Raw genomic sequence first — 16,376 nt, 5'->3', positions numbered from 1 at the left:
TTCCCCCATCGTTGCGGCGGCAGCCGGGCTGCCGCATGAACAGCGAAACAACGCGGCGGGCCGTGTCCGGGGCATCACGCCCCGGATGGCCCGCACGCGGTGCGGAACAGCTCACAGCCCCATGCGACGGGCCGCCTCTGGCCCGAACATCTGCGGCGTGATCTTGTTCTCGTTCAGCTTGTAGGCCGCCGGTTGCTCGTTGATCAGGTTGAACGCGAGGTAGGTGCCGGCGTTCAGGTCATGATAGAAGCCGACGCCGGCCTGCCAGGTCTTCATCTCGTACGCATAAAAGTGGTTCAGCATCGAGGTCCGCCACAGCTCGCCACGAACGTCATAGTTGTCGGCCATGATCGGGAACAGCGTGTCCTCGTCGATGAACATCACGCGCCGGCCATACAGGTGACGGTAACCTTCCTTGAGCTTGCCTTCGAGCACCCACACGCGATGCAGCTCGTAGCGCATGAACTCTGGATTGGCGTGCCCCGGCTTCACGAGTTCCGAGTACTTGATGTTCGGCGAATGCACCTTGTAGGCGTTGTACGGGATGTAGATCTCCTTCTTGCCCAGGATCGCCCAGTCGTAGCGTTCGGGCGAACCGTTGAAGATCCGCACCTCGTCGACGGTGATCGAGCCGCCCGTGCCGGGGAAGGCCATGTCGTAGCCATAGCCGGGCGACTGCCGCACGCGCCGGGTGCCGGGGTCGAAGCGCCAGCTCTGGCGCGGATTCTGCGCGAAGTTGAAGAACTCCATGCCGGTGTTGATCTCCCCCTTGTCGCGCTCCGGCAGCAGCGTCTCGTTGAGGTAGTACGAGGACTGCCCCTCCGTCTTGTGGCGCACGCCCGGCTCGTTCGCCGCGCCGAGGTTGCGCGACTTCACGCGCCCCCAGTTGATGGCGCCGCCAGCCAACACATACGCGTTGTCCGAGATCAGTTCCTCAGTGTATGCGCGATACGGAATGATCGCGTTCCACAGCAGCTCGGTGCCCGTCTTCGGGAAGGGGAAGATCGGCCCGCCGGTCACGCCCATCACCCCTTCACCGTTGTTCACCAGTTCGGCCGCTGCCGCATTCTCCTTCGCGGTCTGGCACACGGAATCCGGGAAGCGGAAATCGCGATGACTGGGATAGACCGGCATGCGGAAGGTCTGCGGATACTTCTTGAACAGCGCCTTCTGCCCTTCAGACAAGCGCGCCGCGTACTGCTCCATGTTGGCGGCGGTGATCACGACCAGCGGCTTCTCGTCGGGATAGGCGTCGAGCGGATGGTTTCCGGTGCCCTTGAAGGGCACGTGCGGCGGCACGCCGAGCCACTTGCCCGAATATTCGGGAATGCTGCTGTCCTTGTTGCCGGCCTTCTCGGCGCCCACACAGGTGAGATCCTTGCCGAGGCGGGCGATCTCGTCGGGTGTTCCCTTCGCGAATGACACCGACGGGAATATCTGGGCCGCTGCCAGACACGTGAGCAGCAGTCCGCACAGTTTCATCTTCATGAACAGATCCTTTTCGAATTGAACGTAATCAGAAGGTGTATTTCGCGCTGAGCGACACGTAGTCGCGATCGGTCATCGTGCGGCCGTTGGCGAGGTCCGGTGAGCCAAGGAAGGCGACGTAAGTCAGCCCGACCGTGAAGTTGCCCAAGCGCTTGAAATCGGCGCCCAGCGTCAGGCGGCGGTCGTCCTTGCCCATGCCCGACAGCGGGCTGCCATCCACGTTCTGCGTCCAGATCGCCTTCGTCGACAGGTCCCAGCCATCGAACACGTTGGGATAGTCGAAGATCGCCCCGAGGCCCAACAGCGTTGAGCTCTTGGTCTGCGTGTCGTAGGTAAAGTCCTTGAACGTCCCGTTCTGGCCCGGCAGGCCGCCGCTGATCGTCAGCTTGTCCACGCCTTCGATGCGTTGATGCACGACCTCGCCCATCAGCGTCGTCTGGTGCGCGATCTTCGACGGCCCGAGGATGTAGAGGAAGTTTAGGTTGCCCTGCGTGACCTGCCCGCGGGCAGGCGCGCCATTGGACAGATACACCGGCGTGCCGTCGCGGTAGCTAAGGTCTGCGCCAACCTGCACGGCATCGCCGAACTTCGTGCTGAGGCTCACGCCGGTGAGCTTGATATCGTCGAAGTAGGCGAGTTTGAAGTACGGCGCGCTCGCTGGCGACGCCTTGCGGCCGAAGCGATTGAATGACGAATATTGCGTCGAGCCGGTGAAGTCGAAGAACATCGCCCCGATGCGGTCGTGATAGCGGTAGTGGTACAGGCCGACTTCGGTCGTGTCGCCGAGACGGAAGCGCGAGCCCAGACCCCACTGGCCGGTGTCACGCGGCTTGATCTCGCCGGCAAAATTGGCGACCCGGAAGGTGTGGTCCGGCAGCGAGCCGATCGCGCCGGGTGCGAGGCGGAAGAACTGGGCGCCCGGCCCGAAATAATCGCTGCCGAAGTAATCGCCCACCGGATTGAGCTGGGTCTCTTCCCACTTGTACTGGTAGTAGCCCGCCAGAGTCAGCCACGGATTCACCGTGAAGGAGGCCGACACCTGGCCGACCGGCAGGTAGCCCTCCTTCGCTTCCGTGCCGGGCACGTTGAACTTCGTCGCATCCAGCGGCGACTGCCCCTGGCTGATGTTAGGCCAGAACAGGCTCTCGCCCCACGCCAGCACGTGCCGGCCGGCCTTCAGCGACAAGAACTGCTCCTCGCCCAGCATCCAGTTGCCGTACGCGAAGGCGTCAAGGACGCGCGAATTGCGACCGCTCAGCTGCCGTGTGCGGCTGGTGAACTCGTCGTGGTCGCCGGTCTTGTTCACCGTCAGCGGCGAATCGTTGTCGTTGCCGGAGCGGTAGGCCCAGTCGTAGAAGCTACTTGCGCGCAGCATCGCACCGACGTTGTCGTGCTTGAGCCGGATTTCGGCCAGCGCATTCGCGCGATTCGTGAACAGCGAGCCGCGCTTGAAATTCCTCGTCCCGTCGTCACTGTTGAGGTCGTTCAGGTATTCACGGGCCGCCTTCTCCGTCCTCGTCGACGCGGTGTAGGACAGCGTCAGTGAATAGTCCAGCGTCGTGTCCGGCCCGAGTTGGACTGTTGGCGCCGCCAGCGCACTCCCGCTCGCCAGTGCCAGCAATACCTGCGAAATACCCAAGGCGAGCGGCTTCGCGCGTGTCGCGAGCCCGTCCGCCTGCCCCGTTATCTTCTTCTTGAACATCCTGTCTCCCTCACGATGTGGAACTCGCCGCGCTTGCCTCCTCCGGCAAGCGCGGCACAAGAGCGGCACGGCATGGCTGCCTGCCGCCGCAGGTGGGGCGCCTGGTCCGCCGTCCCCGTTCGGGGGCGGACGACGCCTGTTATTCGTATCGAGCGCGGGACCGCGCGTGGAAGTGCCCGTCCACATGGATTAGCGGAGGCAGGGGGATGCTCGCACCTCGCCAATGGCGCGACATCACTAAAATGAACTATGGAAAGGCGCGCCTGCACACGCCTTGCGGCCCATTCCCCTCCCCGGCTATCCCATCCCCCACGTGACCGCATCACCGAAATCGGTGATTCGCGCGCTGAGTCGCGCCTGTACGGTCAGGGCGTGCTCAAAGATAGAAATCCGATTGTTTGATAAACATCACTGCAACGTGTTGCCGGAAATCCTTCCGGCACACTCAATACATGGAGACCGACGTGAGCCTGGACTTTCTGAAACGCGACAACGAGCTGAAGAATCACGCCCTGATGGAGAACCAACACGTAGGCGCGTCCGCGCCGTCCGTGATCTACGAGAAGCGCCCGGTCCTCGACCCGGCCGGCAAGCCGGTCGAAGACCTCTACTCCGCTTGGATCACGCTGAACAACCCGGCGCAATACAACTCCTACACGACGGAGATGGTGAAAGGCGTCATCGAAGCCTTCCAGAAAGCGTCGTCGGACCGCAGCGTCGTCGCGGCCGTGTTCACGGCAGTCGGCGACAAGGCGTGGTGCAGCGGCGGCAACACGGCCGAATACGCGTCCTACTACTCGCGGCGACCGCAGGAATACGGCGACTACATCGATCTCTTCATCGGCATGGTGGACGGCATCCTCAACTGCAAGAAGCCCGTGATCTGCCGCGTGAACGGCATGCGCGTGGCGGGCGGCCAGGAGATCGGGATGGCGACCGACATCACGATCTCGTCGGACATGGCCGTGTATGGACAGGCCGGCCCGAAGCACGGGAGCGCGCCAGTGGGCGGCTCGACCGATTTCCTGCCTTGGTTCCTGTCGATGGAGGACGCGATCTACAACTGCGTCTCGTGCGAGCTGTGGAGCGCCTACAAGATGAAGTACAAGGGCATGATCTCGAAGGTCCTGCCGGTGCTGAAGAAGAACGGCGAGTGGATCCCTAATCCGAAGGTGCGCACCGATACCTGGTCCGAACTGGGGCAGATCGTGTACGGCGAGATGGTCCAGGGGGATGCGCTCAAGGAGGCCGAAGCCCTGATCGCCCAATGCGATGTGGATTTCGAGCGGCTCGACAAGGAAGTGAACGCCTTGATCTGGCGCTTCACGAACCTCTTCCCCAACTGCCTGATGAACTCCATCGACGCGATCCGCGGCAAGAAGAAATTCTTCTGGGATCAGCAGAAGGCGGCACAACGGCACTGGCTCGCCGCGAACATGAACAACGAGGCCTGGCTGGGTTTCAACGCGTTCGAGTCGCGGAAGCTGACCGGCAAGGACACGGTCGACTTCGTGAAGTACCGCCAGCTCCTCGCGAAGGGCGCCCAGATCGACGAGCATTTCGCCGAACAGGTGCTCGCCGCTCCGCGCTAAGGAAGCGTCGCAATCCTTGGGCGAACGCGCCGGCAAAGCCCAAGGGCGTTGCCGACGTCGCCGTATGTAAAAAACGAAGGTGTCACGCAAGAGGGAGAGGAGGAGAGCGTAGAACCCAAAAGCGTTTGATGCGACACCTCCGGAAAAATCTGCCGGGGCTACATTCCCTGGTAAATCGGCCCTTCACCGCCCTGCGGCACGACCCAGTTGATGTTCTGCGTCGGATCCTTGATGTCGCAGGTCTTGCAGTGCACACAGTTCTGCGCATTGATCTGCAGGCGCGGACCGGACTCCTCGCGCACGATCTCGTACACGCCCGCCGGGCAGTAGCGCTGCTCGGGGGCGTCGTACTTCGCGAGGTTCACCGCGATCGCTACCGACGCATCCTTCAGCTGCAGGTGGCAGGGCTGGTCTTCCTCGTGGTTCGTGTTCGACAGGAACACCGAGGAGAGACGGTCGAAGGTCAGCACGCCGTCGGGCTTCGGGTAGTCGATCTTCGGGCACTCGGCGGCGAGCTTGAGCTTGTCGTGGTCGGCGCTGTTGTGCAGCGTCCACGGCGCCTTGCCTTTGAGCACCTTCTGGTCGAAGCCGAAGAGCAAGGAGCCCATCCACAGGCCCTTCTTCATGTAGGGCTTGAAGTTGCGCGTCTTGTGCAGCTCATCAAACAGCCAGCTGTTCTTGAAAGCTTCCGGGAAGGCCGAGAGCTCGTCGCGCTGGCGTTCTGCCGCGAGGGCTTCGAACGCGGCTTCCGCGGCCAGCATGCCGCTCTTGATCGCGGCGTGGCTGCCCTTGATACGGGCGGCGTTGAGGAAGCCCGCGTCGTCACCGATGAGCGCGCCGCCCGGGAACACCAGCTTGGGCTGGCTCTGCAGGCCGCCCGCGGCGATCGCACGCGCGCCGTAGGCGAGACGCTTGCCCCCTTCGAGATACTTGCGGATCTCGGGGTGCGTCTTGTAGCGCTGGAACTCCTCGAACGGGGAGAGATGCGGGTTCGTGTAGTTGAGTCCCACCACGTAGCCGATCGCCACGAGGTTGTCCTCGAGGTGATAGACGAAGCCGCCGCCGTAGGTGTCCGAGGGCAGAGGCCAGCCGGTGGTGTGCACGACCACGCCCGGCTCATGACGTTCCGCCGGCACTTCCCACAGCTCCTTCAGACCGATGCCGTAGGTTTGCGGATCGACGCCGTTCCGGAGGTTGAACTTAGTTTCGAGCTGCTTGCCCAGATGCCCGCGGCAGCCTTCGGCAAACAGCGTGTATTTCGCGTGCAGCTCCATGCCCGGCTGATAGGCCGGACCTTGTTCGCCTTCGCGCGTGACGCCCATGTCGCCGGTCGCGACACCCTTCACAGCGCCCGTCTCGTCGAACAGGATCTCGGCCCCCGCAAAACCCGGATAGACCTCGACGCCCAGTGCTTCGGCCTGCTCGCCGAGCCACTTGGCGACGTTGCCCAGGCGCACGATGCAGTTGCCGTGGTTCAGGAAACAATCCGGCAGCAGACCGTTCGGGACCTTGCGACCGCCCGTCTCATTGAGAAACAGCACGCGATCTTCCGTGACCTCGGTGTTGAGCGGAGCGCCCTGTTCCTTCCAGTCGGGGATCAGCTCGTTGAGCGCGCGCGGATCCATCACCGCGCCGGAGAGGATGTGCGCGCCGATCTCGGCCGCCTTCTCGATCAGGCACACCGCCAGTTCCGTGCCCTTTTCGTTGGCCAACTGCTTGAGCCTGATCGCCGCGGCCATGCCCGCAGGGCCGCCGCCGACGATCAGGACGTCGAATTCCATCGATTCGCGTTCATTGCTCATCGCTTCGTCATTCCGATTCAAAGCATCATTACGAGGTGGCCGGTCAGGCCTCTTTCGGCCCTGCCTGACGCCAGTCCGCCACGATGCCGTGCTCGAGCGCGAACGGCTGGGCATTGATGGTGCGCTTCTGGAATCGCACCGCCTCCGGTGCCGTGGCCAGCCAGAGCAGCACAGCCGCCGGGACCTCGGGCGGCGCCGATCCGTTGCGCAGCGCGATCACGCCCTTCTCGCCGATCGTCGCCTTCAGTGCGTCGGTCGTCACCACACCCGGATTGACCGTGAAGGCACGGATTCCCCGTTCGCCCAGTTCGACCGAGAGGATCCCCGACAGTCGCGACACCGCAGCCTTGCCGGCGCCGTAGGCGTAACCCCAGCCGCCCTTCCCTGCGGCAACGGGAGGATCGCTTTCGCCGGCGCCGGAGGTGATGTTGATCACGACGCCCTCGCCCTGCGCGAGCATCGCCGGCAACAGGGTGCGCGTGAGCAGGAAGGGCGCCATCACGTAGCCCTGGAACACGCGCTGCAGCGTGGCCGACTCCAGGTCGAGAAAGGGAAGATTGAGGTCGCCGCCCTGATACACGGCATTGTTCACAAGCACGTCGATGCGGCCGAATTCGCGCAACACGGCCTCGCCCGCGGCCCGCACCGAGGCGTCGTCGAGCAGATCCATGCGGATCGCCAGCGCCTTCCGCCCCAGGTCGCGGATGGCGGCAGCGGTCTCCGCGAGGCTTCCCGGCAAGGGGCGGCCGTCGGCTGTCTGCAGGGCGTGCTCGTGCGTTTCGCCCTCTTCCATGGTGCGTGCACTGATTGCGACATCGAAACCGGCGCGGGCGAAAGCCATCGCCGTCTCGCGCCCGATTCCGCGACTCGCCCCCGTCACGAATGCGACTTTGTGCATGGATTCCTCATTGACCGACTGTGTTGTATGGGATATTCCAGTGTTTGCCGCAGCGCCGCATCGTCCATATAGATCATGTCGTGCGGTTTTCGGGGCTCGCTCGGACGCCTGCCTGCGCTATATGCCAATGGAATCTCTACAGCCGGCCCGCTGGAACGAGCGATAGCGTCACAGGGCCCCGCACACAGCGGCGACGGACCTCGACGAAGAGCGCGCCGCAGGCACGGCGCGCAGGATTCAACCGTTCTTGCTGAGCGCCGCGACGCTGTTGAGCATGATGCGCACAAGCTCGGTCTGCCGCCGCACACCCGTCTTGGAGAAGATCGAGCGCAGGTGGGCGCGCGCGGTATTGCGCCGGATGCCGAGGGCTTCCGCGGCCTCCTCGAGCGACAGGCCGTTGGTGAGTTCGAGCGCGAGCGCGGTTTCGGCGGGCGTCAGGTTGAACAGCTGTTTGGCGACTGCGCTGCTCGCGAGCGACTTGCCGGCCGCATCGCGGATATAGACTACGGCGGCCGGCTGCCCCTTGCCTTCGGCCCACTCGCTCGACGGGACCACCTCCACGACGACACCCAGGCTCACCAGCCCCGACGGCCGTGAGACCGACATCGCCTCGGCCACCGCGACATTGCCGCTACCATAACGCGCGAAGGCGTTGCGCACGAGCCGCTGCAGCTCGCGGTTGTCAGTCGGATACGACGCCTCGAGCCGCCCCCCGACGACCTTGAGCCCGTCGCCGGTCGCAAGGATCTCCTTCGCGATCAGGTTCTGGTCAAGCACCTTCCCGCTCTCGTCGAGCACGACGGTCGCGATCGACAGACGACTGATCGCCTGCGCGTACATCGCGCCGAGCGATTCGCTGCGGTCGAGCTGGTTGTGGATCTGCAGGGCGCGCCGCAGGTGCGGCAACAGCGCGTCGCAGCGTGCGCGATCCTCGGCGGAGAACTTCGGTGAATCCTCGGGCCGTGTGATCCTGAACCGCAGCTTGCCGGCACCGGGCGTGGCGATATCGACGCCCATGACGTGAAAGACGCCGTGGCCGGCGCACCAGTGCTGGTAGTAGGAAGAACGCCGCCACTCGCTCTCGGTCATCAGGTCTTCGACCGTGAAGACCTTGTCAGCGGGCTGGTTGACGAAGGGGGTGGTGGTCTGGGGATAGCTCATGTACGTGACCCGGCCGCCCCCCTCCACATCGCCCACCGCGATCATCAAACCCGTATCCGACTGTTCCGGCGTGCGCAGGATGAGGGTCACGTAGTTCGCCGCGAAGACGTGCTGCAGGTGCTCCAGCGCCGGCGCCCACGACTTGGTGTCGAGCGCCGCGTCGTACAAGGCACTGACGATCCGGTCGTATTCGGCCAGATCGAAATTCGACTGCATCAGGGCCGACGGCCCCTTGGTTGCTTCCACGATCTCTCCTTCACCGGGATTTTCGTCTATCGGGGGTTCCCTCCGTCGGGGTTCCCTCCACGTCCCGGCCATCTCACATCGTTGCCGCAACTGCCGGGACACCTGAGTGCCCCGACCCGATCCTAGTATCTACTGATTCGCTCCCAGTCCTTCGACCAGCTGCGGAATCGTCTCGAACAGGTCGCCGACCAGTCCGAAGTCGGCCACCTGGAAGATCGGCGCATCCGGATCCTTGTTGATCGCAACGATGACCTTCGAGTCCTTCATCCCGGCAAGATGCTGGATCGCGCCGGAAATGCCCACTGCGACATACAAATCGGGTGCCACGATCTTGCCAGTCTGACCGACCTGGTAGTCGTTCGGGACGAAACCTGCATCCACCGCGGCACGCGATGCTCCCAGCGCCGCGCCAAGGCGATCTGCCAGGGGCTCCAGCACTTCGCGGTACTTGTCGCCGCTGCCCAGGCCGCGCCCGCCCGAGACGACGATACGCGCCCCCGCGAGCTCCGGCCGCTCAGACTTGCTGATCTCGCGCCCGACCAGCCGCGAGACTGCCAGATCCTCACCTGCCGCCACGTCGCGCACGGCCGCTGCGCCGCCGGCAGAGGCTGCGGCAAATGCCGTCGTGCGCACCGTGAGCACCTGCACCGGCTCGTCCGACTCCACCGACACCATCACGTTACCAGCATAGATCGGACGCACGTAGCGTCCAACGCCCGCGATCGATACGACATCGGAAACCGGCGCCACGTCGAGCAAAGCGGCGATGCGCGGCGCGAGATTCTTGCCGAAGCTCGTCCCGCCGGCAAGTACCGCAGTGAAACCCTCGTTGCGTACGAGCCCAGCCACGAGCAGCGCGAGGTTCTCGACCGGCTGGTCGCGGTAATGCGGGGCATTCACGCTGACGACCTGGGCGACTCCGGCCAGCGCTGCCGCTTCGTTCGCGGCCGCCGCGCTGTCGCAACCGGCGACCAGCACCTGCACCTGCACCTGCACCTCCGCTCCGAATTGCTGCGCGGCGCCGACGGCATTGAGCGTCGCGCCGGCGATTTTCGTATTGTCGTGTTCGGCAATGACCAGAACCTTCATTTTCCCGGACTCCTCAAATCACTTTGGCATCGTTCTTGAGCTTCGCGATCAGGTCGGCGACATCGGCGACCTTCACCCCTGCCTTCCGCGTCGGCGGCTCGGAATACTGCGTGTGGCGCAGGCGCGGGACGACATCGACGCCCAGCTCGGCCGCAGGAATGACGTCGAGCGGCTTCTTCTTCGCTTTCATGATGTTGGGGAGCGTCGCGTAACGCGGTTCATTGAGCCGCAGATCCGAAGTCACGACCGCCGGCAGCTTCAGTTCGAGCGTTTCGAGCCCGCCGTCGATCTCGCGCGTCACGCGCAGGGTCTGGCCCTCGACGACGACCTTCGAGGCGAATGTCGCCTGGCCCCAGCCCATCAGGGCGGCAAGGATCTGGCCGGTCTGGTTGGCGTCATCGTCGATCGCCTGCTTGCCGCAGATCACCATCTGCGGCTGTTCACGTTCCGCGACGGCCTTCAGCAGCTTGCCGACCGCGAGCGGCTGCAGTTCCGCATCGGTCTCGACCAGGATCGCGCGATCGGCGCCCATCGCCAGCGCGGTGCGCAGCGTTTCCTGGCTCGCGGTGCTGCCGCAGCTCACGGCGATCACTTCGGTTGCGGTGCCGGCCTCCTTCAGGCGGACGGCCTCTTCCACGGAGATCTCATCGAAGGGGTTGATCGCCATCTTGACGCCGGAGAGTTCCACGCCGCTGCGGTCCGACTTGACCCGCACCTTGACGTTGTAATCGACCACCCGCTTCACGGGGACCAGAATCTTCACTTGCTTCTCCCACTCGGAACGTGACTCGTACGTGCCGGCCGCCAGCCGAGGGCGGGCCGGCCCCTGAGCCAATCATCGCGGGCGCGGGAGAGCGAGGCATCCCCCAACAGGACTATTAAGGCGGCAGGAAAATGAAGTGTGCTCCGGCACCTTGTTCCTCCCCCTTCAAGGGGGGAGGTTAGGAGGGGGATGGGTTTTTGCGACGTCTGCGTAACCCATCCCCACCCCAACCCTCCCCTTGAAGGGGAGGGAGCGACCGTGCATCTCTTCCCTGGCATCACCAAATTTGGTGCCGGGTTAATACGCGAAACGGGTTCAGCCCGGGAAGCGGACGCGCAGGCGGCCCGAGGTCGGGACGGCCTGGCAGGAGAGCGTCCAGGCGCGATCGAGGTCTTTCTGGTCCAGCGCTTCGTTGTGGCGCAGATGGACGCTGCCCTCCTCCACCTGGCACATGCAGGATGCACACATCCCCGCTTGGCAGGAGTGTGGCGCATTGATGCCGGCGCGCAGCATCGCGTCGAGCAGGGTCTCGCTGCCGCCGCAGGCGATCGTATGGTGTTCGCCGTCGAGTGAGACCTCGAGCTCGGCCTGCTCGACGGCAGCCACGGGAGCCGTCGCCGCCGCGGCGGCACTCACCGCAGCCGCGTCCTCCTCATCGGGCAGCGAGACGAAGCGTTCGACGTGCACGGCATCGCCCGCCATGCCGATGGCCTCCAGCGCCGCAACGCTCGCGTCCATGAAAGCCGAGGGGCCGCAAATGAACGCTTGGGCGCCGTGCCACGCGCGCGCGAGTTCGGCGAGCTGGGCTACGGAGGGCACACCTTGCACGGAATCCAGCCAATGGATCACCTGCAGGCGCGACGGATGCGCGGCGGCCAGTTCCTTGAGGGCGTCACGGAAGATCACCGAACGCTCGTCGCGGTTCGCGTAGATCAGGGCGACCCGCCCCTGCCCGTGCGCGAGCGCCGAGCGCAGGATGGAGAACACGGGCGTGATGCCGCTGCCGCCCGCGAACAGGATGAAGTCCGTCTGCAGCGCGCGCGGCGTGAACACGCCGGCTGGCGCCATGACTTCGAGCGTGTCGCCGACCTTCAGGTGGTCGCACAACCAGTTGGACGCTCGCCCCTGCGCCACGCGCTTCACGGTGACGCGCGGCCGGGCGTCGAGCGTCGGTGCGCTCGACATCGAGTAGCAGCGCGGCAGGTGGCGTCCGAGCACCGGCACGCGCAGGGTCAGGAATTGGCCCGGGCGGTAGCTGAAGCTGTCCGCGAGTTCCGCCGGGATGTCGAACTCGACGGACTTCGAATCGTGCGTCTCGGCGACGACGGACGCGATCTTCAGCGCATGCCAGCGCGTCGTGGTGGAACTCATAGCCCCATGCCCAGGATCGCGTTATCGACACGGATCTCCGCACCGCTGACGAAGCGCGATTCGTCCGAGACGAGGAACAGCACGACGTTTGCAATCTCGTCCGGCATATAGACGCGCCCGCCACGGTTCGTCACCGGATCGAAAAGCATGTACTTCGGATCGACGCCCGGAGCGCTTGCCTGCATCATCGGCGTGGAGATGCCGTCGGGATGCACCGAATTCACCCGCACCATGTAGCCGCGCTTGCGACAGTGCAGCGCCGCGGCGCGCGTCACCGCGCCCACTGCAGCCTTCGACGCGCTGTAGGCGGCGTAGCCGTCGACAGGCAGCCACGACGAGACCGAAGCCATGTTGACGATGGAGCCGCCCCGTTCCTTAAGTGCAAGGACGCCGTACTTGCAGCCGAGGAAACACGAGTCCGCATTGACGCGCTGGATGCGCTGCCAGTGCTCGAGCGTGGCCTCCTCCAGCGAGGCGGATTCGAGGATGCCGGCGTTGTTGACGACCGCATCGAGACGCCCGAAGCGCGCCTCGACCGCCGCCATCACCGCCTGCCAGTCGGCCTCGCTCGCAACGTCGTGGCGCAGGAACAGCGCCTGATCGCCGACTTCCTTCGCCAGCGCCTCGCCCGCGTCCACGTTGCGGTCGGTCAGCACCACCGCGGCGCCTTCGCGCGCCATCAGCAGCACGTCCTCGCGCCCCACCCCGCTCGCACCGCCGGTCACGAGCACGACCTTGTCATCGAGACGTCCCATCATCCTCTCCTGTTTTCCCAGCTAGGCGGCAAACACAGATCTGCAATCTGCTCAGGCACCGTGTTCCTCCCCCTTCAAGGGGGGAGGTTAGGAGGGGGATGGGTTTCTGCGGCGTCTGCTAAACCCATCCCCACCCCAGCCCTCCCCTTGAAGGGGAGGGAGTACCCGCGCTGCTATCAACCTGACATCAGCTAATTGGTTGCCGGATTAGTAATACCAACAACTCGGATCGAGCCCTCACACGAAGGGGTCGGCGTTCGGCAGGCCGAGCATCACGGCGCCGTGGGCGCGCGCGTAGGCGTCGGTGTTGTTCGCGATGTGCGCACGCGCCTGATGGATATCGCGGAAGACGCGCTCCACCGGGTTGCCGCGGAAGGTGCCCGAGGCCGCGCAGGCGCGCAGAAGTTCGTCGGCCATGCGTGCGCAGACCTTCGGCACCTGCGAGGCCTGGGCGCGCTGCATGAGGCGCTCCTCCACCGGCATCCGTTCCCCGGTGCGCGCACATTGCACGATGCGCGCGTAGTTGCGGAACAGCACGAGCTTGAGCTGGTCGCTCGTCATCATCGCCTCTGCCACGGCCATCTGCGCGTTCGGATCGTCCGCGGTCTTCGCCCCATGCTTTCCTACGTGCGCCGCGGCACGCTCCCTGAAGCTCGCGATCGCGCCGTCGAGCGCGCCGATGCACGAGGAGGACACCGCGCGCTGGAACACCTGGGTGAAGGGGATGCGGTACAGCCAGCCGGAATTGAGCTCCCGCCCGGGGCAGCCGGCATTGGAATGATCGTTGGTGCGCTGCGTGCGATGCTCCGGCACGAAGGCGTTCTCGACCACGATGTCGTGGCTCCCGGTCCCCCGCAGGCCCAGCACGTCCCAGTTGCGCTCGATGCGGTAGTCCGATTTCGGCAGCAGGAAGGTCGTGTGCTCCAGCCCCTCCGAGCCGTCGCGTTTGGGGAGCAGGCCGCCGAGGAAGATCCATTCGCAGTGATCGACCCCGCTCGAGAAGCTCCAACGGCCCGAGAAGCGATAACCGCCGTCGACCTTCTCCGACTTGCCCACCGGCATGTAGGTCGATGCGATCAGCGTGCCGGAATCCTTCGCCCACACGTCCTGCTGCGCCTGCTCGGGGAACAGGGGAAGTTGCCAGTTATGCACCCCGATCACGCCGTAGATCCAGGCCGTCGACATGCAGCCTTCGGCGAGGGCCATCTGGATACGGTAGAACACGCGCGGATCGAGCTCGTAGCCGCCCCAACGGCGAGGCTGCAGCACGCGGAACAATCCGGCTGCGGCGATCTCGCGCACCGATTCGGCGGGCACGATGCCCTCTCGCTCGGCGTCGGCCGCCCTCGCCGCGAGACGCGGTGCGAGTTCGCGCGCTCGCTGCAACAGCCCGACCGCCTCGGGCGTCATGTAATCCTCGGCGAGCACGCCCGCCACCTGATCTTCCGTCACAATACCCATTCTCCGCGCCTCCTCGAAATCGTGCCCGCCGGCCTGCAAACATTGCGCTGGGTGAAATACCCCGTTGATGCAAGGTTTTCATACGGACACCTGCAACTCATCGTCTGAACGGACTAACGCCGGACGGCGCGCGCGATTCGATCGAAAGGAGCCGGGGGCGCGGGAAAGCAGTAACCCGTTTGGACGATGCTCCACCCTCCGCGCCGTCAATAATTGGCGCACACTGCCGAAGCCTCACGCGGCAGACCGTTCATCAAGGAGACAATCCATGCGAACTCTCGTTGGCATGGCGATAGCATTGACCGTGGCGTTCGCCGGGGTCTTCGCCTTTTCGCCGCGCAGCGTGCCCCCGCTTGCAGCCACCCGCATCCCGGTCGACCGGATGCAGCTCACCAGCATCGCGCGCACCTCGGCCGGCCTCGTCACGGCCGGTGAGCTCGGGAGCATTCTGATTTCCACGGATGAGGGCGCTTCGTGGCAGCGGGCGAACCTGTCGCAGAACCGGCAGGCTGTAATCACCCGCCTCGTCTTTGCCGACGACAAGACCGGCGTCGCCCTCGGGCATGAGGGCTGGATCCTGCGCACCAGCGACGGCGGCCTGAACTGGACCGAAGTGGCCTTCACGGAAACGAACGGCGAACCGCTGATGTCCGCCGCCCGCCTGCCTTCGGGCGACTGGATTGCAGTCGGTGCCTTCGGCCGCACGCTGCGCTCCGCAGACGATGCCACGACCTGGGAAGAATTCGCGATCGGGGAGCAGGAAGACTGGCACCTCAACCACATCGCCGCCTCGAAGGACAGGAAGACCTGGCTGATCGTCGGCGAGGCGGGGACCTTGCAGCGCTCGACCGACGGCGGTCAGGAATGGACCAAGGTGCCCGCGTTCTACAACGGCTCCTTGTACGGCGCCGTGCATCTCAGCGACGGTCGCTGGGTCGCGTACGGGATGCGCGGCAACGTATTCCACAGCGTCGATGACGGCGCGACCTGGGCCCCTTCGCAGCTGCAGGCGCCCATTTCCACCTACAGCCACGCGATCGACCGCGACGGCAGCTTGCTCCTCGCAGGCCAGGGCGGCATCGTGCTCGCGAGCGCGGATGGCGGAGCGAGCTTCACCATCGCGCGCAAGGGCGGCCGCGAGACGCTCACCGACCTCATCGTCTCCCCCGACGGGAAATGGCTGCTTGCGAGCGACAGCGGCCTGCAGAACTGGGCACCGACGACCCCCGCCGCACCGAAGAACGCATCCTAGGCAGAGTCCCTGTCACGCGCCGGCGTCGCCTTTCCCGGGCGGCGCCGGCGCTTCGTTTACGCCACCCGCAACACCATCCAGCTCGTCCGCTCGGACTATTCGAAAGGGACGATGCGCCACCCTTCGCACCCGAACAGAATCGGTACCGTCAGGTGAATTCCGGCCATACCGGAGCGGAGGCGACGATGGACAAAGTGATTCGGATCGACGAGTACCGCAGGCGTCATTCCCATAGCGCGGAAGCGGATCGGGAAATCTGGTCTTGCGGCGTGTGCGGCGAGAGCGCATGGACCGTCACGACATCCGGCCGCCTGCACTGCCGGCACTGCGACACGACTGCTGCAAATCTCCAGCTCGCGAACCCGGCACCGGCGCAATCCTCCGCCGCGGAGAAAAGCGCGCCCACGCCTTGGAATCCCCTCGCGGCATCGGTGCCATGGTGGTGGGCATGGGCGCAGCAATCATGAGCACAGTCATGGGTCCCTTGTCGCTGCAGCGGGAAAACCGCGAGTTTCGCAACACCGGCGGACGCAGCGAGGAGAACAGGCCCCTCGGTTTTCGTCCGGCGTTCAAGGACGTCGCATCGGGCACAGTCTACGACTCCCGATTCGCGGACGGTCGGCCGGCGCCCTTCCACCTCCTCGACGGACTCCCCGAGGACGTGGTCGTCCAGCGCGAGCCTGGGGGCCGCGTCAGGCGGGTGAAGGAGAGCATCGTCTCGGGGTTCGTACTGGACGGGCGCTTCTATACACGCGAGGAGGCGGCGCGGGAAGTGGCGGCCATAGCAGCCTGAGCT

General features: G+C 65.0%; 14 protein-coding genes. 4 read left to right on the top strand and 10 right to left on the bottom strand.

What is annotated here, in order from left to right; all coding sequences use genetic code 11:
- Positions 1 to 111 precede the first annotated feature (111 nt).
- Together AzCIB_RS07295 and AzCIB_RS07290 are read right to left on the bottom strand one after the other, a co-directional pair.
- Positions 112 to 1,488, bottom strand: coding sequence for a DUF1329 domain-containing protein (locus AzCIB_RS07295; protein WP_050415283.1), 1,377 nt, complete (start codon positions 1,486 to 1,488; stop codon positions 112 to 114).
- 28 nt (positions 1,489 to 1,516) lie between these two features.
- Positions 1,517 to 3,190, bottom strand: a complete 1,674-nt coding sequence (locus tag AzCIB_RS07290; protein WP_232299381.1) for a DUF1302 domain-containing protein — start codon at positions 3,188 to 3,190, stop codon at positions 1,517 to 1,519.
- Between the two features lie 464 nt (positions 3,191 to 3,654).
- Here AzCIB_RS07290 and oah point away from each other — a divergent pair, with 464 nt between their 5' ends.
- Entirely contained in the window at positions 3,655 to 4,782 is a 1,128-nt protein-coding gene (gene oah, locus AzCIB_RS07285) for a 6-oxocyclohex-1-ene-1-carbonyl-CoA hydratase (RefSeq protein WP_050418270.1), read from the top strand.
- A 158-nt stretch (positions 4,783 to 4,940) separates the two neighbouring features.
- Here the strand turns inward: oah and AzCIB_RS07280 are convergent, their stop codons facing one another.
- From AzCIB_RS07280 to AzCIB_RS07245, 8 genes are all read right to left on the bottom strand, one after another.
- Positions 4,941 to 6,584 (bottom strand): electron transfer flavoprotein-ubiquinone oxidoreductase, encoded by a 1,644-nt coding sequence (locus AzCIB_RS07280; RefSeq protein ID WP_198149638.1) that lies wholly within the window; start codon positions 6,582 to 6,584, stop codon positions 4,941 to 4,943.
- Between the two features lie 43 nt (positions 6,585 to 6,627).
- Positions 6,628 to 7,482, bottom strand: coding sequence for an SDR family NAD(P)-dependent oxidoreductase (locus AzCIB_RS07275; RefSeq protein WP_050415282.1), 855 nt, complete (start codon positions 7,480 to 7,482; stop codon positions 6,628 to 6,630).
- Positions 7,483 to 7,719: 237 nt separating this feature from the next.
- Complete coding sequence (locus AzCIB_RS07270) at positions 7,720 to 8,889, bottom strand: helix-turn-helix transcriptional regulator (RefSeq protein ID WP_232299380.1); 1,170 nt, start codon at positions 8,887 to 8,889, stop codon at positions 7,720 to 7,722.
- Between the two features lie 129 nt (positions 8,890 to 9,018).
- Complete coding sequence (locus AzCIB_RS07265; RefSeq protein WP_050415281.1) at positions 9,019 to 9,978, bottom strand: electron transfer flavoprotein subunit alpha/FixB family protein; 960 nt, start codon at positions 9,976 to 9,978, stop codon at positions 9,019 to 9,021.
- 13 nt (positions 9,979 to 9,991) lie between these two features.
- Positions 9,992 to 10,741, bottom strand: coding sequence for an electron transfer flavoprotein subunit beta/FixA family protein (locus AzCIB_RS07260; protein ID WP_050415280.1), 750 nt, complete (start codon positions 10,739 to 10,741; stop codon positions 9,992 to 9,994).
- Positions 10,742 to 11,056: 315 nt separating this feature from the next.
- Entirely contained in the window at positions 11,057 to 12,112 is a 1,056-nt protein-coding gene (locus AzCIB_RS07255) for a ferredoxin--NADP reductase (protein ID WP_050415279.1), read from the bottom strand.
- A complete protein-coding gene (locus AzCIB_RS07250; RefSeq protein ID WP_198149637.1) occupies positions 12,109 to 12,867 on the bottom strand; it encodes an SDR family oxidoreductase in 759 nt (252 codons plus the stop codon). Before AzCIB_RS07250 ends, AzCIB_RS07255 begins: the two co-directional genes overlap by 4 nt.
- Positions 12,868 to 13,104: 237 nt before the next feature.
- Positions 13,105 to 14,328: an acyl-CoA dehydrogenase family protein gene (locus AzCIB_RS07245; protein ID WP_050415277.1), complete on the bottom strand. Its 1,224-nt coding sequence runs from the start codon at positions 14,326 to 14,328 to the stop codon at positions 13,105 to 13,107.
- 268 nt (positions 14,329 to 14,596) lie between these two features.
- Between AzCIB_RS07245 and AzCIB_RS07240 the strand changes: the two genes are divergently transcribed.
- From AzCIB_RS07240 to AzCIB_RS07235, 3 genes are all read left to right on the top strand, one after another.
- The gene (locus AzCIB_RS07240) at positions 14,597 to 15,580 is read left to right on the top strand and encodes a WD40/YVTN/BNR-like repeat-containing protein (protein WP_050415276.1); all 984 of its coding nucleotides are present in this window, start codon (positions 14,597 to 14,599) and stop codon (positions 15,578 to 15,580) included.
- A gap of 185 nt (positions 15,581 to 15,765) precedes the next feature.
- The gene (locus tag AzCIB_RS24410) at positions 15,766 to 16,047 is read left to right on the top strand and encodes a hypothetical protein (protein WP_198149734.1); all 282 of its coding nucleotides are present in this window, start codon (positions 15,766 to 15,768) and stop codon (positions 16,045 to 16,047) included.
- Positions 16,044 to 16,373 carry a hypothetical protein gene (locus AzCIB_RS07235; protein WP_050418267.1) on the top strand — a complete coding sequence of 110 codons (330 nt, stop codon included), beginning with the start codon at positions 16,044 to 16,046 and terminating at the stop codon, positions 16,371 to 16,373. Before AzCIB_RS24410 ends, AzCIB_RS07235 begins: the two co-directional genes overlap by 4 nt.
- The last annotated feature ends 3 nt before the right edge of the window (positions 16,374 to 16,376 follow it).

The sequence above is a fragment of the Azoarcus sp. CIB genome, from assembly GCF_001190925.1.
Classification (GTDB): domain Bacteria; phylum Pseudomonadota; class Gammaproteobacteria; order Burkholderiales; family Rhodocyclaceae; genus Aromatoleum.
This window is presented reverse-complemented; position numbering and strand designations above follow the sequence as displayed.